Source organism: Paenochrobactrum gallinarii, from assembly GCF_014205685.1.
Lineage (GTDB): Bacteria > Pseudomonadota > Alphaproteobacteria > Rhizobiales > Rhizobiaceae > Paenochrobactrum > Paenochrobactrum gallinarii.
In genome coordinates this window covers 22,902-40,372 of sequence record NZ_JACIIU010000008.1, presented here as the reverse complement: position 1 = coordinate 40,372, position 17,471 = coordinate 22,902, and the positions used below count along the sequence as shown (strand labels likewise).

At 49.8% G+C, this 17,471-nt stretch carries 15 protein-coding genes and 1 pseudogene; 11 read left to right on the top strand and 5 right to left on the bottom strand.

Annotation, left to right across the window (positions count from 1 at the left end; all coding sequences use genetic code 11):
* Positions 1–32: 32 nt before the first annotated feature.
* On the top strand, positions 33–2,369 hold the full coding sequence (locus tag FHS77_RS09520; RefSeq protein ID WP_184222725.1) for a penicillin acylase family protein: 2,337 nt from the start codon (positions 33–35) through the stop codon (positions 2,367–2,369).
* A gap of 29 nt (positions 2,370–2,398) precedes the next feature.
* On the opposite strand, the gene FHS77_RS09515 is transcribed toward FHS77_RS09520, so the two are convergent.
* Positions 2,399–3,346: a LysR family transcriptional regulator gene (locus tag FHS77_RS09515; RefSeq protein ID WP_184222723.1), complete on the bottom strand. Its 948-nt coding sequence runs from the start codon at positions 3,344–3,346 to the stop codon at positions 2,399–2,401.
* Positions 3,347–3,481: 135 nt separating this feature from the next.
* Between FHS77_RS09515 and FHS77_RS09510 the strand changes: the two genes are divergently transcribed.
* The 8 genes and pseudogenes from FHS77_RS09510 to FHS77_RS16490 form a co-directional block, all read left to right on the top strand.
* On the top strand, positions 3,482–4,348 hold the full coding sequence (locus FHS77_RS09510) for a pirin family protein (RefSeq protein ID WP_184222721.1): 867 nt from the start codon (positions 3,482–3,484) through the stop codon (positions 4,346–4,348).
* A gap of 98 nt (positions 4,349–4,446) precedes the next feature.
* Positions 4,447–5,079, top strand: a complete 633-nt coding sequence (gene ycaC, locus FHS77_RS09505; RefSeq protein WP_184222719.1) for an isochorismate family cysteine hydrolase YcaC — start codon at positions 4,447–4,449, stop codon at positions 5,077–5,079.
* A gap of 105 nt (positions 5,080–5,184) precedes the next feature.
* Positions 5,185–6,036 (top strand): DMT family transporter, encoded by an 852-nt coding sequence (locus FHS77_RS09500; RefSeq protein ID WP_184222717.1) that lies wholly within the window; start codon positions 5,185–5,187, stop codon positions 6,034–6,036.
* A gap of 145 nt (positions 6,037–6,181) precedes the next feature.
* Positions 6,182–7,309: an LLM class flavin-dependent oxidoreductase gene (locus tag FHS77_RS09495; RefSeq protein ID WP_184222715.1), complete on the top strand. Its 1,128-nt coding sequence runs from the start codon at positions 6,182–6,184 to the stop codon at positions 7,307–7,309.
* Positions 7,310–7,389: 80 nt separating this feature from the next.
* Positions 7,390–8,070, top strand: a complete 681-nt coding sequence (locus FHS77_RS09490) for an FMN reductase (RefSeq protein ID WP_184222713.1) — start codon at positions 7,390–7,392, stop codon at positions 8,068–8,070.
* A 174-nt stretch (positions 8,071–8,244) separates the two neighbouring features.
* On the top strand, positions 8,245–9,513 hold the full coding sequence (locus tag FHS77_RS09485) for a metallophosphoesterase (protein ID WP_184222711.1): 1,269 nt from the start codon (positions 8,245–8,247) through the stop codon (positions 9,511–9,513).
* Between the two features lie 3 nt (positions 9,514–9,516).
* Complete coding sequence (locus tag FHS77_RS09480) at positions 9,517–13,002, top strand: AAA family ATPase (protein ID WP_184222709.1); 3,486 nt, start codon at positions 9,517–9,519, stop codon at positions 13,000–13,002.
* Between the two features lie 210 nt (positions 13,003–13,212).
* Positions 13,213–13,305 (top strand): annotated as a pseudogene (locus FHS77_RS16490) (DUF2938 family protein); the annotation flags it as partial.
* 63 nt (positions 13,306–13,368) lie between these two features.
* On the opposite strand, the gene FHS77_RS09470 reads toward FHS77_RS16490, so the two are convergent.
* The 3 genes from FHS77_RS09470 to FHS77_RS09460 all read right to left on the bottom strand — a co-directional run bounded on the left by FHS77_RS09470 (position 13,369) and on the right by FHS77_RS09460 (position 15,173).
* Positions 13,369–13,731: an MFS transporter gene (locus FHS77_RS09470; protein WP_184222707.1), complete on the bottom strand. Its 363-nt coding sequence runs from the start codon at positions 13,729–13,731 to the stop codon at positions 13,369–13,371.
* Between the two features lie 335 nt (positions 13,732–14,066).
* Positions 14,067–14,243 (bottom strand): class II glutamine amidotransferase, encoded by a 177-nt coding sequence (locus FHS77_RS16485; RefSeq protein ID WP_184222862.1) that lies wholly within the window; start codon positions 14,241–14,243, stop codon positions 14,067–14,069.
* Between the two features lie 249 nt (positions 14,244–14,492).
* Entirely contained in the window at positions 14,493–15,173 is a 681-nt protein-coding gene (locus FHS77_RS09460; protein ID WP_184222705.1) for an ArsR/SmtB family transcription factor, read from the bottom strand.
* A 72-nt stretch (positions 15,174–15,245) separates the two neighbouring features.
* Here FHS77_RS09460 and FHS77_RS09455 point away from each other — a divergent pair, with 72 nt between their 5' ends.
* Both FHS77_RS09455 and FHS77_RS09450 read left to right on the top strand, forming a co-directional pair.
* Entirely contained in the window at positions 15,246–15,608 is a 363-nt protein-coding gene (locus FHS77_RS09455; protein WP_184222703.1) for an antibiotic biosynthesis monooxygenase family protein, read from the top strand.
* Positions 15,601–15,987, top strand: coding sequence for an amino acid-binding ACT domain-containing protein (locus FHS77_RS09450; RefSeq protein ID WP_184222701.1), 387 nt, complete (start codon positions 15,601–15,603; stop codon positions 15,985–15,987). The genes FHS77_RS09455 and FHS77_RS09450 overlap by 8 nt, the downstream gene beginning before the upstream one ends.
* A 49-nt stretch (positions 15,988–16,036) precedes the next feature.
* Here FHS77_RS09450 and FHS77_RS09445 read toward each other — a convergent pair whose 3' ends face one another.
* A complete protein-coding gene (locus tag FHS77_RS09445; RefSeq protein ID WP_184222699.1) occupies positions 16,037–17,470 on the bottom strand; it encodes an NAD-dependent succinate-semialdehyde dehydrogenase in 1,434 nt (477 codons plus the stop codon).
* Position 17,471 lies beyond the last annotated feature (1 nt).

Here is a 17,471-nt window from a genome sequence, read left to right as displayed (position 1 = left end):
TTGAGTTGCATGGAAATAATTGGAGAATTGCTATGTCCGGCGCGATCAATTTAGCCGCAGCCCGCGTTAAGGGTTTGCAAGACGATGTCACGATTAATGTGGATCAATGGGGCGTTGCGCATATCAATGCGCAAAATCTGCATGATCTGTTTTTTGCGCAAGGCTGGAATGCGGCGCGTGATCGTCTTTGGCAAATTGATCTGGCACGTAAACGCGGCCTTGGATTGTTGGCGCGTGATTTTGGTCCCGGCTATCTGGAGCAGGATAAAGCCGCAAGATTGTTTCTTTATCGCGGGGACATGCAGCCTGAATGGCAGGCTTATGGCGAAGATTCTGAAGAAATTTGCACAAGTTTTGCGCAAGGGATCAATGCTTATGTCGATGGTTGTCTGAGCGGTGAAAACGAATTGCCGCCGGAATTTACGCTGCTTGGCACCAAGCCCGATCATTGGGCGGCAGAAGATGTGGTGCGCGTGCGCAGCCACTCGCTGGTAATGAATGCAACCTCGGAACTAACCCGTGCAAAAGTGATGGCGGCAGCGGGCACAGAACTTGGTGCGAAACTCGATTTATTGCGTAAACAACTGGTGCTTGGCAACGTGCCACAACCGGTTGAGGGCTTGGATCCGGCCGTTGTGACCGACAGGGTTTTGCGTGATTTCCGTCTGGCGGTTAGTCCGGTTAATTTCTCAAAAGAGCGCCTTGCGGCAACGTTGGATGAGGCACGTTTTTGGACGGCTGTGACACCGGCGGGTGAAATTGATCGTGCGCCTTTTGAGGAAGGCTCCAACAATTGGGCAATTTCGGCAGATAAAACAGCAACTGGTCGCCCGATTTTGGCGCTTGATCCGCATCGTACCCATGTTTTACCATCCATCCGCTATGTGGTTCATTTGACGATGCCGGGGCTTGATGTGATAGGTGCCGGTGAACCAATGGTGCCGGGCATTTCCATGGGGCATAATGGTACTGCTGCTTTTGGCCTGACAATTTTTGGTGCTGATCAGGAAGACATTTATGTCTATGACACCAAAGAGGGTGAGAGCGATCAATATGTCTATGGCGATAGTTTTGAAACTGTAACAACAATTGCAGACACTATTCCGGTTAAAGGTCACCCTGATCAGACGGTGGAATATAAATTCACCCGTCACGGCCCTGTGCTTTATGAAGATAAAGCCAATAATCGCATCTTTGCATTGCGCACAGTGTGGATGGATGCAGGCATGGCGCCTTATATGGCCAGCCTTTCGGTTATGCGTGCTAAAACCTATGCCCATTATGTCAAAGCACTGAAAGGCTGGGGCTGCCCGTCGGTCAATCACATCTATGCTGATACGGCCAATACGATTGCATGGAAACCATCAGGCGCCACGCCAATTCGTGATAATTGGGATGGTCTTTTGCCGGTTTTGGGCAATGGTCAATATGAATGGAACGGCTATTTGGCGCCGGAAGCAGGGCCAGTCGCGGTTAATCCGTCATGCGGTTTTGTAGCAACTGCCAATGCTTTGAATATTCCGGCAGAATGGACGGCCAGTAATCCGGCTATCGGTTATGAATGGGCAGATAGCAGCCGTCAGGATACATTATATCGCGAATTGGGTCGTGATGAGCCAATCACACTGGCTGATTGCGTGGATTTGCAGGTTTCGACTTTCTCGCCAATCGCTGCCCGTGCGCTGAAACGTCTTCATGCCTTCTTCAAAGCGGATGATGCCCATGAAGCATGGCAGATTTTGCGTGATTTTGACGGCAATCTGGTTGCCAGTTCGCCTGCTTCCGCCTTATTTGAAGTTTGGTTCAGTAAGCATTTAGGCAAACTGGTTGCCAAGCGCGAAGGTGCAACGCTTGAAGTCATGGCTTTGCTGATGCCGTTTGACTCTCAAAATGTCGTTGGCTGGCTGGAAAAGACCGATGTAACTGCTGAATTGACCGCTGATATTCGCGAAAGCCTGAGTAATGCGATGGCTGAGTGCCGCAGTTTCATGGGTGATGATGCGAGCCAGTGGAGCTGGGGCACTATCCATAAGCTTGAATTGCGCCATCCGCTTCAGTCATTGACAGACAGTAATTGGTCGATGGATTCCGTACCTGTGGGCGGCAGCAGTTCGGCGCTCAATTTAGCCAATTATCGCTTGAGTGATTTTTCGGTGACATCAGGCCCATCTGTCCGCATGGTCATTGATGTGGGCACTTGGGACAACAGCTTGTTTGTCAATAATCCGGGACAGTCGGGTGTGCCGCACTCAGAGCATTATGGCGACTTGTTGAAAAACTGGCATCAGGCCAAACATGTGCCACTGGTTTATTCCCGCGAAGCGGTTGAGAAAGCAACGACGATGCAGATTAGGCTGACAGCGCAATAAAACAGATTGCTGGTCTGGGGCAGGCACAACTAGCGTTGTAATTGCCCCAGATCGCGTAAATATTGCGCTTCAATCTCGCTTAAAATGGCATATTCTTTGGCCATAAAATCCAAAAGTTTACGAACAGATGGCAAGAGACCGCGCCGTGAAGGAAAGACCGCATGGACAATACCCGCACGCGGTGTCCATTGTGGCAGAATATCAATAAGCCTGCCCGCCTTGAGGTCATCATGCACCATGATTGTCGGTAACTGGCACACGCCGACACCGGCAAGGGCGGCATGTTTGAGCGTCACCATATCTTCCGTAACCAGACGTGGCGAATAAGGGATTTTGATGCTGGCGCCATCGGGGCCGTCAAGGCACCATGTATGTTCGCCCTGCGTTGGTCCCCATGCAAAACTTGGCATAACGGAGAGGTCAGCAGGCACCATCGGACGTGCCATGCAATGCGCCAAAAGATCGGGGCTGGCCACAAGCCTTTGGGTGCTGCTGCCAAGATTGCTGATGATGAGATCGCTGTCTTCCAGCGGTTGAAACCGCACACGAAACACCAGATCATACCCCTCGCGGATCACGTCAACACGCCGGTTGGTGTTATCGAGAATGATGTTCACTTTCGGATATTGCGTCATAAAACGCGCCGTAATTTCGCCGACCTGTAAATAGAGCAGTGAAGGCGGGCAGTTGATTTTAATCGTGCCCTGCGGCTCTGAATGGACACGGTGAATAACATCGCGTGCCGCATCAGCCTCAATCACCATGGCTTTACAGTGATGATAAAATTCCTGCCCGATATCGGTGACGATGAATTGTCGTGTGGAACGCTGGATCAGGCGAACACCGAGGCTTTCTTCCAACAGACCAATACGACGGCTTAACCGTGAACGCGGCAGGCCGAGTTTGCGGGCAGCTGCCGAGAAGCCGTTTTGTTCGACCACATCCACAAATAAACGAAAATCATTGAGGTCTTGCATTTTCAGGCCCTGATCCGGTGATTGTCCTATTTTTAGGATAGTGATGCATGATTTCGCTGACTATTCAATTTTTTGTCGCAGGAATATATCCGTTGCAACAGATGGACAAGCAGTTTGGCTTGCAGGAGAAATGATGTGAGAAAAGTTATTGGAATTTACAACAGTCCGGCACAGCACTGGGTTGGTAATGGTTTTCCGGTACGCACCATGATGTCTTATGGCACAATGGGTGAGCATATCAGCCCTTTTCTGCATTTGGATCATGCCGGGCCAATGGAATTTACGCCGACCTCAGAAACGCGCGGCGTTGATGCTCATCCGCATCGCGGCTTTGAAACCGTAACGATTGTTTATGACGGTGAAGTGGAGCATCGGGACTCGACCGGTGCGGGTGGTGTTATCGGTGCCGGTGACGTGCAGTGGATGACAGCTGCGGCTGGTATCATGCATGAGGAGTTTCACTCACCTGCTTTTGCCAGTCGTGGCGGGTTGTTCAATATGGTGCAGCTTTGGGTGAATTTGCCTGCAAAAGATAAAAATGCCGACCCTGCATATCAAACCCTTTTGAAGGCCGATATTCCGTCAGTTGAATTGCCGCAAAAGGCCGGTCACTTACGGGTGATTGCCGGAGACTATAAGGGCCATAAAGGGCCGGCACAGACATTCTCACCGATCGATCTTTGGGATGTGAGCCTCACGCAAGGCAAATATACCACTTTGGATTTGCCGGTTGGCCATACGGCTGGTTTGGTCATTTTAAAGGGCGAGGTAACCATTAACGGTAATACGCAAGCGCACGCCGGCCAGTTCGTGCTGCTGGATCAGACTGGTTTTGATTTCAACATGGAAGCTATCAGTGATGCTTCGGTATTGGTGCTAAGCGGTGAACCTTTAAACGAACCGGTTGCCATGCGCGGGCCTTTTGTCATGAACACGGCGGTCGAGTTGCAGCAGGCTTTTGCTGATTTCAGAGCGGGCAAGTTCGGCACTATTCCGGCTTAAGCTTTTCAACCCATTTCAATTTCTAACCCCCGATGAGTCCAGCTTTCTGCCGCTGTCGTTTCATCCTTCAAATGTGCAGATTAAACAGAGGTGTAACAATGTCAAAGACCTATAACCGTATCGACAAAGATAATGCTGCTATGCTGCTGGTGGATCATCAGTCCGGCCTGTTGTCGCTGGTGCGTGATATCGACCCTGACAAGTTCCGCAATAATGTGTTTGCAGTTGCCGATATTGCCCAATATTTCAACTTGCCAACCGTGCTGACTACCAGTTTTGAAGATGGCCCGAATGGCCCGTTGCTGCCGGAATTACATGAAAAACTGCCTGATGCAGCCTTTATCCCGCGCCCTGGCCAGATCAATGCCTGGGACAATGAAGATTTCGTCAAAGCGGTCAAAGCAACCGGCAAAAAACAATTGATTATTGCAGGTGTGGTGACGGAAGTTTGTGTGGCATTTCCGGTGCTTTCAGCGCTTGAAGAAGGCTATGAGGTTTTTGTAGTCACGGATGCCTCCGGCACATTTAATGAAATGACCCGCCATGCGGCATGGAGCCGTATGGAACAGGCCGGTGCACAGCTGATGTCATGGTTTGGTCTTGCATGTGAGTTGCACCGTGACTGGCGCAATGATGTGGAAGGTCTGGGCGCTTTGTTTGCCAATCATATTCCTGATTATAAAAACCTGATGGACAGCTATGCCCGCGCTCAGGCAAATGCCAAAGCTTAATCAGCCATAGGGTAAATCTTGTTCTGAGTGATAAATTACGGGCTGTTTCGACAGCCCGTAACCGCCTTTGAACCACAGACTGAATGTTATGAATGGATGTGTGTTATGCCACCAAAGATAGCCGCTGCTGTTGCCACCATTTTATGGGGCTTTACCTATATCATTACCGTTACCATGCTGCCGCAAAATCCGATGTTTATTGCGGCGGTTCGTGCTGCAGGGGCTGCGATTCCGCTTTTGGTGCTCGCGCGCGAATTTCTGCCGCGTGAATGGTGGTTTAAAATCATTGTGCTCGGCACTTTAAACTGCGGTCTGTTTTTTGGTTTGTTGTTCATTGCGGCCATCAGATTGCCCGGTGGCGTGGCGGCAACATTTCAGGCGCTGGGGCCTTTGTTTATGGTGTTGCTTGCATGGCCGATGCTGGGTTTCAAACCATCAAGATTGAAGGTTGCTGCTGTGGCTTTGGGTGCCATTGGTGTGGCGATGATTGTACTCAAAGGTGATGCTTCGATTGATCTTTGGGGCGTTGCAGCAGCGCTTGGTTCGGCTCTTTCCGTCGCAATCGGCGGTTTGCTGGTCAATAAATGGGGACGGCCAAAATCGTTGCTGGCTTTTACCGGCTGGCAATTACTGGTTGCTGCGGTTGAGCTTTCGCTTGTCGCCATCTGGCTTGGTGATATTCCCTCAAGTCTGGATATGACCAATATTGCCGGACTGGCGATTGTCGCCTTAATGTTGACAGCCGTTACCTTTGTCTTGTGGTTCAAAGCCATTCAGGGCGCTGGCGCTGCGGCTATTGCACCATTGTTTTTGCTCACCCCGCTGACGGCTTTTGTGCTTGATGCCATCTTCCGTGGTGTTGTGCCTTCATGGATGCAGGCAGCAGGTGTGTCCATCGTAATCATCAGCCTTCTTTACAGTCAGTTTATTGACCGTAAAGCACTGGCTCCTCGCTGAAATTCACACGGCTTTGTTGACAATCTGTCTTCAATATCAACCCGTTAAATCGCAACCACAAACACTATATAAAGCTTAACAAAAGGCGCTTGCCGCCATTTCATATTTGACTGCGTTCACGCAGCAGAAATAGACAGGTGTTATTATGCAGTTTGGAATTTTTACTGTCGGTGATCTGACAACTGATCCAACCAACAATCATACACCAACCGAGCATCAGCGCCTCAAAGCCATGATGAAATATGCTTTGAAGGCCGAAGAGGTTGGTTTGGATGTGTTTGCCACCGGTGAACACCACAATCCGCCATTTGTGCCTTCATCGCCGACAACGATGCTGGGCTGGATTGCGGCTAAGACCAGCAAGATTCAGCTGACCACCGCGACAACCCTGATCACCACCAATGATCCGGTAAAGATTGCTGAAGATTTTTCTACGCTTCAGCATCTGGCCGATGGTCGTGTGGACTTGATGATGGGACGCGGCAATACGGGGCCGGTTTACCCGTGGTTTGGCAAGGATATCCGTCAGGGTATTCCGATGGCGATTGAAAATTATCATCTGCTGCGCCGTTTGTGGCGTGAAAAGGTGGTGGATTGGGAAGGCCAGTTCCGCACACCGCTTCGTGGTTTCACACTGGCACCGGCACCGCTTGATGATACGCCGCCATTTGTCTGGCACGGTTCTATTCGCAGCACCGAAATTGCCGAACAGGCTGCATTCTATGGAGATGGCTTTTTCGCCAATAATATCTTCTGGAACAAAGAACATACCGAGGAGATGATTAATCTTTATCGCTCGCGTTTTGAGCATTACGGCCATGGCAGTGCCGATCAGGCGATTGTCGGTCTTGGTGGTCATGTGTTCATGCAGAAAAACAGTCAGGACGCGGTTGCGAAATTCCGTCCTTACTTTGATAAAGCGCCGGTTTATGGCCATGGTCCTTCGCTGGAAGAGTTCACGGAAATGACCCCGCTGACCGTTGGTTCACCGGAACAGGTCATTGAGCGCACATTGAGCTTTGCGGATTATGCCGGTCATTATCAGCGTCAGCTCTTCCTTGTTGATCATGCTGGTCTGCCGGAAGAAATGGTGCTGGAGCAAATCGAACTTTTGGGCACGGAAGTTGTTCCGGTTTTGCGTAAAGAGTTTGAGGCGCGCCGTCCGGCACATATTCCAAGTGACCCGCCAAGCCATGCCAGCTTGAAGGCACAAGGCGAAGACGGAAAACACCGCAAGGTTATTCCGCTTGAAACAGGCAAAGAGACAAAGTGATGTCTTTGTCTTTTTAAAAGGCGCAATCAATTATCGTGACGGGGGGCAAGCTTCCCGTCACCTGATTTCAGGAGGCCAGAATGGCACGACAGATTATTGTTATCAGTGCAGGCTTGTCACAACCATCATCTACACGCTTGCTTGCAGATCAGATTGCTGAGGCCGTGCGTGCGCAGGTTGGTGCGCGGGGTGAAGAAGCGCAAATTGAGGTGATTGAGCTGCGCGAGCTTGCCATTGAACTGGCAACAACCATGATAACCGGTGGCATCCCGACTCCGCGTTTGTCCGAGGTGAAGAATAAAATCTCTGCCGCTGATGGATTGATCGCGGTTACGCCGGTTTTCTCTGCAAGCTATAGCGGCTTGTTCAAAATGCTTTTTGATGTGCTGGACACGGATGCCCTTAACGGCATGCCGGTGATTATTGCCGCCACTGCCGGAACAGCCAGACATTCGCTGGTGCTTGACCATGCATTGCGGCCGCTTTTTAGTTATTTGCGTGCCGTTATTATGCCGACAGGTGTGTTTGCTGCCACAGAAGATTTTGGCGGCGGTGCGGCGGGCACAGATTTGGCGCGCCGCATCCAGCGTGCGGCAAGCGAATTTACAGCGCAAGTGGTGGCAGAAAAAACCGGTGTCGGTGGTTTTGTGCCCAATCTTGCCGATCAGCGCACACGCAAATCCGGCGTGGCGCTTGATAATAAAATCACGCCTTTTGCGCAATTGCTGCAAGGACATACAGGCATCAAAGAAAAGATCTGAGATGACCCGATCTGACAGGCTGGCGGTGCATAATCAAGCCGCCAGCCTGATTTAGCGCAACAATAAGCGATCATTGCTAAATGATGTTTTTTCTGCTCCAAAGGAATATGAAAAAATGGAACGCTGGTGCGATCTTGACACTGGCGTGATTAATTTGAACGTGCTGGAATTGTTGTGACTTTTCGTTTTGTACATGCTGCCGATATTCATCTGGATTCACCGCTGCGCTCGCTTGCATTGCGCAATAGCGAATTGGCGGAACTGATCGGCAATGCCACACGTCAGGCGTTTGTGCGCATTATTGATTTATGTATCGCGCAAAATGTCGATGCTTTGCTTATTGCCGGTGATCTTTATGACGGTGACCAGACCTCAATGAAAACCGCGCGCTTTTTGCATGAGCAATTAAAGCGGCTTGATGATGCAAAAATCAGCACATTTATCATTCGCGGCAATCATGATGCTTTATCGCGTATTACCAAAGAATTGGTACTGCCTGATAGTGTTAAACTCTTTGGCGGACGGGCGGAAATGGTCGAAATTGACCATGCAGACACGCCTTTTCCGATTTGCATTCATGGTTTAAGCTTTGCGCAAGCCCATGCGCCGGATAGTCTGCTGCCTAAATATAAGCAGCCGCAGGCCGGTGCATTTAATATCGGTCTTTTACACACAAGTCTGGCCGGAAGCGAAGGTCATGATCTTTATGCGCCATGCAGTATCAAAGATTTGCAGGAAAGCGGTTTTCAATATTGGGCATTGGGGCATATTCACAAACGCAGCATTGTGGAAGGTGCTTGTGCCATCGTGATGCCGGGTATGCCGCAGGGGCGCGATATTAATGAGGCCGGCGCAAAATCGGTAAGCCTTGTCACCGTCAACCATGATCGTTCGGTTGAAATTGTTGAGCATGTCACCAGTATCGCGCAATTTGAACGCTTAACGATCAATGTCAGTGGTCTTGTTGAGTGGCCGGAGCTGGTGCAATTTATCGGATCGGCATTACAGCAAAATGCAGGCACGGTAACGGCTGAACATGGTGTTTTCCGTGTGCTTTTGACCGGACAAACGGCGCTTGCATGGCGTATTCGCCGCGATGCGGATTTGCTTCTGGAAGAGTTGCAGGCCAAGGCTATATCCATCGGGCAGACATGGATTGAAAAGCTTGAAATTGCCTGTGAACCACTGCTTGAAAATCTCAATTCCAAGAGTGATCCGCTGCATGATCTTTATCATCTGGTGCGTGAGGATGTTTTGTCGACGCCAGCTTTTCAGGCGGATGCGCAAAAGATTGCAGAAGAGTTGAAAGCGCAATTGCCACCGGAATGCCGCGATATATTCGGGCAGGATGAGGCAGAGTTTCAAGCCATCATTGATGGACTGGTAAAAGTGGGTGCTGAGAATGTTATCGCACGACTTCAATCTGATGAGAGTGAGGCTTAAAAAATGCGATTACAGCGATTTGACCTCACCCGTTATGGCAAATTTACTGATAAACAGATCGAATTTGGTGAAAAAACAGACAAAAAACCCGATTTTCACATCATTTATGGGCCAAATGAAGCCGGAAAATCGACGCTTTTTTCAGGTCTGTTGGATTTGATCTTCGGAATTGGTGCGCAAAGCTCTTATGATTTTATTCATCCTTATAACACGATGCAGCTTGGCGGGCTGGTTGAAGTTAATGGTGAAAAACAAGAATTTGTCCGCATCAAACGGCCAAATAATAGCCTGCTGGACGGGCAGGGGCGGCCATTGCCGGAAAGTGCTATTCGGGCAGATATCGGCGCGATGGAACGCGACAGCTATCGCACGATGTTTTCATTGAATGATGAAACGCTGGAACAGGGCGGCGAGAATATTCTTGCCAGCAAAGGCGACCTTGGCGAATTGCTGTTTTCGGCCAGTGCCGGCTTGGCGCAACTGAGCAATAGGCTGACGGATCTGCGCAGTGAAGCGGATTTGTTTTACAAGTTTCGTGGCCGTAACAGCCAGCTGCAAGCTCTGAAAACGCAATTGGCTGATCTAAAAGCTGAGCGGGAACAATTTGATGTTTTTGCTGCTGATTTTGCCCTGCTGGTTAAGAACCGCGATCAGGCGACGCAGCAATATGAAGAGATTAATGGTGAGCGTAATATCATGCGCTTGCGCATTGCCGCGCTTGAAAAGCAGCTCAATGCTTTGCCGCGCCTCGCCAGTTTGAAGCGCTTACGTGAACGACTGGCACCATTGCAATATTTGCCGCAGCCGCCATATGACTGGACGGCGGAGGTTAGGGAATTGCAAGCACAAGAGATTGAATTGCGGGTGCAATTGCAATCTTTGTCAGATGAAATGGAACGTCTGCGCCATCAGATTGATGCGATTGAAGTGGATGAAAATGCACTGCCATTGGCTGGCCGGATTGCAGAGCTGGAAGACTTGCGCGCCCGCTTTTTAACGGCTGCCAAAGACCTGCCCGAGCGCCATCTGGAAGCACGCGAAGTGCAGGGCGTTCTGCAAGGTATCTTGCGCCGGTTAGGGCGTGAAAATGAAAAAGACCCGCAAAACCTGGTTTTGTCTGCCCGCTTAACCGGTCAGTTTACTGGTTTGATTGAAGCGCGCTCTGGCCTTGATAGTGAATTAAAAGCGGCAGAAGCAGAATTATTACATGCCGAGCAGCAGGCAAAGCTTTTAAAGGCTCAAAACAAAGAGGCTTTGGGTGATGATCAGGCATTGCAACTGGATGGCGCATTGAGTCATGAGCTGGATGCTTTGACAGCACGTTTGCGGGTCTTAGACTTTCACACTCGCCAGCAGGGTCTGAGAGAAAACCTGACTGATTTACAAGGAGCATTTGAAGCGCGGCTCGGTGATTTGCGCCCCTATAATGAAGGTGCTGAGCGCTTGGCTGGTATGATCGTGCCGGATCAGAGCCATGTGCTGCACTGCAAGGCAGAGATTGCCGCTCAAAAAGATCAGGTCAAACATTGGGCGCATGAGGCGGCGCGCTTAACTAACCGTTTGGCGCAGTTGCAGAGCGAAAAAGATGCGCTCTCCTTAAGTCAGGGGATTGTCGATGAAAGCGCAGCTATTGCTATTCGCCGTGCGCGGGACGAGGCATGGATTGCGCATCGCAAACAATTAGATCAGGGGTCTGCGGATAGTTTTGAGCATGTGTTGCGACAAGACGATCAGGTGCAGGTAAGCCGTATTTCGCAACTGACTGCACTGACCAAGTTGCAGCAATTAACCCATGATCATAAGCTGACAGAAGATGAGCTGCAACGCACAGAAACGGCACTTGAAAATGCTGAAAAAACACTTGCCGTCTTGATGCAGCAGGTCAGCGGCTTTGTTGAGAAAATGTCGCCTTCATTGGTCAGTTTTCTGAATATTGATAATCTTGAAGAGTGGCTGGCGCGCCGCACTCAAGCCTTGGAATTGCGTGAGAAAATGCTGGGTGCGCAACGCAAAATAGATGCGGCGCTGGATGATGAGGCTCAAGCGATCAACTCTTTGCAAGAGCTGTTGGAACGCGGTGGTTTTGTTTTTAAAATTGGCGAAAAACCGTCCTTGCAAAGCCTGATTGCAACAAGTGCTGATTTGATGGAGCGCAAAGCTGAATGGCAAAAACTGCAAGCAGCTGTGGCCAAATCGGCTGAAGAGTTGCAGCGCCGTGAACATGTTTTCAATGCGGTTAAGCAAGATGATCATCAATGGCAACAACAATGGCAGGAACTTTGTGCAACTTGCTGGCTGGGGCAAAGTGGAGAACATGTTGATCTGAGCACCGTGCGCGAGATTTTGCCTTTGATGCGCGAGCTTGAAACTGCGCTGGAAAAACAAAATTCGCTGGCTGAACGCATCGACAAGATGGAGGAAGATCAGCAGCAATTCCGCCTTAAAGTGCAGGATTTAAGCTTACAAGCTGGTTTCGATCATGAGCGGCTGGAACCGCTTGATCTGGCACATCAGTTGCAACAGGCCAATAAGGCGGCAGTCAGTGCTGATGAGCGGCGCCGCAAACTGATGGAAACGCTGTCAGAAGCGGATGAGCGGCGGCTCAAAATCGTTGAAGCGCAGTCGGTTCTGACCGCTAAAAAGCATGAGAAAACCAAGTTCTTTGGCGTTGATACGCTGGATGAATTGCTCGCAAAACTAGCGCAAGTGCAAGAGCGTGCCGAGCTGCAACGATTTAGTGAAGAGGCGGAAGCTGAACTCATTTCAATGCTGGGTGCTGAAAGCACAAAAAATGCCGAAGAGCAGCTTGGCAATTTGGAACGTGAAGCAGTTGAGGCTGAGCTCACCGAATTGCGTGCCCGAAGTGAAGATATTGATGGTCGCTGTCAGGAGCTTTATCTGGCCAAAAATCAGGCCGAAGATAAAATTGCGGCTGTGGGTGGCGATAGCCGTATTGCGGAAATCGAAGAACGCCGGCGCACAACATTGCTGGAAATTGAAGACGGTGCGCGTAATTATCTGCAATTGCGCATCGGTATTGCTGCGGCTGAGGCGGGTTTGATTGCTTATCGCGACAAGCACCGCTCTTCTATGATGGAGCGGGCATCGGATGCTTTCAGAACGATAAGCCGTGGTGATTATTCCGGACTTGCGACGCAACCGGGCAAAGATGGAGAAATTCTTATCGCCAAAGCCTTGGATGGCAGTTCGCGTGAAGCGCAGGAATTATCCAAGGGCACACGTTTTCAGCTTTATCTCGCATTACGCGTTGCCGGTTATTATGAATTTGTGCGTGAACGTCCGGCGCTGCCATTTGTGGCAGATGATATTATGGAAAGCTTTGATGATTTCCGAGCTGAAGAAACATTGCGCCTTTTTGCCCAAATGGCGGAGGCAGGTCAGGTTATTTATCTGACCCACCATCGTCATTTGTGCGATATTGCCAAGGTCGTCTGCCCGTCTGTTACATTGCATAATTTGCAAGGGTAACGCGCCAAAAGCTGGCGGAAGGCAGAATTTTTTATTGTGTTGCAACCGTATGACCGGCGGCTTTCCAAGAAGGGAGTTAGTCTTGCAGATAGCTGGCGCGCAAGCCTTTGGCTCTTAAAGTTGCAACGGCATTTGGTGAAAAAAACTAGTTTTTTATCTCACCGGAAATCATGAGTGCAAGTTTAGCATATGCCGTAAGGCAAATTCAAACATAACAATATTACGCAGTCCGAGCCGATGATTGGCGAAAAGGCAATCGGCTGGTTTGTTCATTATGCTACCGGCGTGCTTTTTACCAGGTAAGTCCTCGGTTCTGTTGGCATAGAGCAGAAAATGCGGCGGCAGCAAGGGAAGGATACTTTATTCTCAAGTGCAAAAAAAGCAAATCAGTAATAAAAGTCCGACTGTAAGCACGTCCCATGCATGAAAATCAGGCCATGGGGCTTCACTGCTATTGATCAGCACAATGGAAGCAGTTGCTAATAAGGCACCGCCAATGCCTTGGAGAAAGCAAATGGAAGCAAGTACCTGATAGTTGGGAGCAAGGACTGCGGCCAGCGATGCCAAGTCAAACAGAACAAGCCCGATTGCGAACATTTTTCTTTTAGGAAAACGATCGGCAAGCTTATGATAAAACGTTTTCATGCATACGGCATGGGCCGCACCATTCTGCTCAAAAGCGAATTTCTTGTACGCCATTGTCTGCCAGAATATCGTTTTTAAAACCATCAACGGTCAGTGTTTGAATTGACATTTTCAAAGCTCCATTTACCAGAATTTTTTGATCGTAGGGGTGGACGGGTGACCAAAAAACACACGTAAAAAGCGCGGGAGCAAGCATTGGTTGCTCTCATGAAGGTGGCCGTCGTCCCGTGTGGAGCGCTGCTGGTGCGCATGTAAATTTTGCTGTACCTATTGTTTTTATTGTGCCGAGTATGACGGTTTGCTGTTGCCAGTCAGCCTTAGATGCAGGGTGTTCGTGGCGGTTTGTCCGCTAATATACCCTCGATGATCACGGTCAAAGCATGAGGTAGTAAACACGACCGCAGTTTATTATCGGTCGTTTATTGGCTGGCAATGATACATGTTTGTGGTGCATGGCTGTCGTGCGAGATTGGTGAAATCAGCAGGTCAAGACGTCTGTGACTATGTGCGAAGAGATATGTCCCGTTGGTCAGAATATAATTGAAGTGGGCGTTTTCCGTGATGTTGGAGGTGGCCTCTCTAAGTTGGTCAAGCAGAGCTTACGGATTTTCGAAGAAGCCATTGCTCGCAATGAGCGGCTTGATTGCATCAAGCAGTAGGAAAAATGAGTCTTACGAAGCTATAATTTCCATGGAATTGACGCCCAGCATCATCGTCATGGCACACCTTCAATATACTATTTAATAATTGGTTGATTGCTATGATTGGAAAATTTATCAAGGTTGAGCTAAACAGAAAAATCATCTGAAATGAATATGAAGGTGTTTAGAGCTTAACTTGGGCGCTTATTTCAGCCATTCAAAAAAGCGTCTTTCACCTTCTGGCGTAAAGCTGATCACGCGTGAAGATGGCAAACGCCGCGCCCATGCTAATGCAATCATTTGATCTAAAACGGCTTTTCCAATGCGGCCTGCCAGATGATGGCGACGCTGGCTCCAATCAAGGCAAACCCGGCAAAGTGGACGGTTGCTTAACGGCAAAGTATTTTGACTAATGCCGATCTGTGCGAGCATGTCCCAGCCTTTTGCTGAAACGCTCAGATCATCATGAAGCCAGTTATGTTCCAACATATGATCATAGAGCTTTACGCCCATTTCACCGGCTAAATGATCATAGCAAATCCGGGCTTTGCGTAAGTTTAAATCTTTCGGGCCGGTGCGGATAGTTTTGGCTGGTTGAAACATTACGCTGTCGTGGCTGAAAACCATCAGAGCTTCAAGCAAGGAAGCAACATGTTCACCGGCAAGTTTGAAATAACGGTGCCGACCTTGTGTTTCGACACTCACCACATAGCCATCAACAAGTTTTGCTAAATGGCTGCTGGCGGTTTGCTTGGTGATACCGCCAAGATTGGCGAGTTCAGTTGCGGTTAAAGCACGGCCATCCATGAGCCCCAGCAGCATGGCGCTGCGGGCAGGGTCAGCCACTAAAGCGGCAATACGGGCAATGTTGGGACCTTCACTCATAGTTCGACGCTAATCGAACCATTAAGAACCGTCAATTGGCTATGATGCGTCAGAATTAAGAAAGGGATGGCCATGATCGCCGTTATTTTTGAAGCGGAAACGACACCGGATACACAAGGCGAATATCTGGATTTGGCGGCGCAGTTGCGCCCGCTTTTGAATGATATTGAGGGCTTTATTTCGATTGAACGGTTTCAGAGCCTGACCGTGCCAAACAAAGTTTTGTCGTTGTCATTCTGGCGCGATGAAGATGCTGTTCAGCGCTGGCGCAACCTGACGATGCACCGCAATGTGCAGGCAGCTGGGCGTGATCATGTTTTCAGCAATTACCGTTTAAGAGTTGCGAGCGTTTTGCGTGATTATGGCATGAGTGAACGCCAGCAAGCCCCTGATGACAGCCGTAAAATACATGAGAGAGTTGAAAATAATGTTTGATATTGAGTTTGATTTAAGCGGTGAAAAGGACGGGCTGGCACAGCTTGGGGAAGTGATGGGGCAAGCCGCTATTCCATTTGAAGGTGGCGGTGTTTTCTCAAATGGTGATCGGGTGATTGCACATTTTTTATTTAAAAACGGTGAGGCAGCTTGGGCTGCGGCTGAAGCTGCTAATATCCGAGTGGTTGCGATGCAGCGTCCGCTTATTCGCAAACTCAAACAAGGGACACCTGGTCAGTTGGGTGCAATTGCGCGCGCTTTAAGTGATGCTGATGTGCGAATTTTAACGCAATATTCTGACCATTATAATCAGCTGATCCTTATTTGTGTTGATTTTGAAAAAGCCGATACTGCCACGTGTGAATGGGCGGTTGAATAATAAAAAAGAAGCCTGCCATTGATGAAATGGCAGGCTTTGCTTAGTTTTTTTACAGCACCATGCGGTGTGAAATATTTTTAACCGTCATATAATGGTGCAGCCCTTCGGCGCCGCCTTCACGGCCATAGCCGCTTTCTTTAACGCCGCCAAAAGGTGTTTCGGCAACGGATGCTTCCAATGTATTGATCGAGACATTTCCGGCCTCAATGCGTTCTGCAAGCATATGCGCATTGTGTGCGGAGTGGGTGAAGCCGTAAGCCGCAAGGCCAAAAGGCAGCGCATTGGCGCGTTCGATCGCTTCTTCCACTGAATCCACCGGATTGATTAATGCAAGCGGGCCGAATGGCTCGACCTCTAAGGCACGGGCACCATCGGGAAGTTCTGCTGCAACGGTCAGCGGATAGAAATAGCCTTTGCCCGTTGGCTTGGTGCCGCCTGCAAGTATCTGCGAACCGCGGTCACGGGCATCTTCAACCAATGTTTCAATGGCTTCGACACGGCGGTGGTTGGCGACTGGCCCCATGTCGGTATTTGCATCAAAACCATCACCGATACGGACAGCTTTTGCCCGTTCGACAAAGGCATCCAAAAAGGAACGGTAGATGTTTTTATGGACAAAGAAGCGGGTTGGCGAGGTGCAAACCTGACCGCTATTGCGTGCTTTTCTGGAAACGGAAAGCTCGGCCGCTCTTATCGGATCAACATCATCGCAAACGATCACCGGTGCGTGTCCGCCCAGTTCCATCAAAACAGGTGTGACGCTGCGTGAGGCAATTTCGGTCAAATGTTTGCCGACGGCGGTTGAACCGGTGAAGGCAACGAGGCGGACTTGTTCTTGCGGGATCAGGTAGGATGAAATATCTGCCGGAACACCAAAAACTAGATTGAGAACGCCTGCTGGCAGGCCAGCATCATGAAATGCGCGGGCAATGTGAAGTGCTCCTGCAGGGGTTTCCTCTGCTGCTTTCAAAATGATGGAACAACCCGAAGCAATGGCACCGGCGATTTTACGGGCTGGCTGGCTCATCGGGAAATTCCACGGTGAGAAGGCGGCCACTGTACCCACTGGTTGATGAATAACGATATAGCGGATATCCGGCTCGCTCGGGATAACGCGCCCATAGCTGCGCACGGCTTCACCGGCATCCCATTCAAAAAATTCGCAACCGCGTTGCACTTCGAGGCGTGCCTGTGCAATCGGCTTGCCATGTTCCATGGTGATGGAGCGGGCGATTTCTTCTGAGCGTTCTTTTATCAAAGCCACAGCGCGCAAAATAACTTCGGCACGTTTTGCTGGCGCCGTGCGTGACCAGATGCGAAAGCCCCTTGCTGCTGCATCCAGCGCGTCATCAAGATCAGCACGGCTTGCAACTGGTAAAGCGCCGATGACAGTTTCGTCAGCCGGATTAAGTACGGGAATGGTTTCTTTTGAAGAACGCCACTGACCTGCAATATAAAGCTGAAGTTTTGGGTAACTCGTCATT

Bases quoted from the DNA above. Each gene is read 5' to 3' on its own strand.
- FHS77_RS09455 (WP_184222703.1), top strand. From the start codon at position 15,246: ATGATCGCCGTTATTTTTGAAGCGGAAACGACACCGGATACACAAGGC.
- FHS77_RS09480 (WP_184222709.1), top strand. From the start codon at position 9,517: ATGCGATTACAGCGATTTGACCTCACCCGTTATGGCAAATTTACTGAT.
- FHS77_RS09520 (WP_184222725.1), top strand. From the start codon at position 33: ATGTCCGGCGCGATCAATTTAGCCGCAGCCCGCGTTAAGGGTTTGCAA.
- FHS77_RS09445 (WP_184222699.1), bottom strand. From the start codon at position 17,470: ATGACGAGTTACCCAAAACTTCAGCTTTATATTGCAGGTCAGTGGCGT.
- FHS77_RS09490 (WP_184222713.1), top strand. From the start codon at position 7,390: ATGGCACGACAGATTATTGTTATCAGTGCAGGCTTGTCACAACCATCA.
- FHS77_RS09460 (WP_184222705.1), bottom strand. From the start codon at position 15,173: ATGAGTGAAGGTCCCAACATTGCCCGTATTGCCGCTTTAGTGGCTGAC.
- ycaC (WP_184222719.1), top strand. From the start codon at position 4,447: ATGTCAAAGACCTATAACCGTATCGACAAAGATAATGCTGCTATGCTG.
- FHS77_RS09515 (WP_184222723.1), bottom strand. From the start codon at position 3,346: ATGCAAGACCTCAATGATTTTCGTTTATTTGTGGATGTGGTCGAACAA.
- FHS77_RS09450 (WP_184222701.1), top strand. From the start codon at position 15,601: ATGTTTGATATTGAGTTTGATTTAAGCGGTGAAAAGGACGGGCTGGCA.
- FHS77_RS09500 (WP_184222717.1), top strand. From the start codon at position 5,185: ATGCCACCAAAGATAGCCGCTGCTGTTGCCACCATTTTATGGGGCTTT.
- FHS77_RS09470 (WP_184222707.1), bottom strand. From the start codon at position 13,731: ATGGTTTTAAAAACGATATTCTGGCAGACAATGGCGTACAAGAAATTC.
- FHS77_RS09495 (WP_184222715.1), top strand. From the start codon at position 6,182: ATGCAGTTTGGAATTTTTACTGTCGGTGATCTGACAACTGATCCAACC.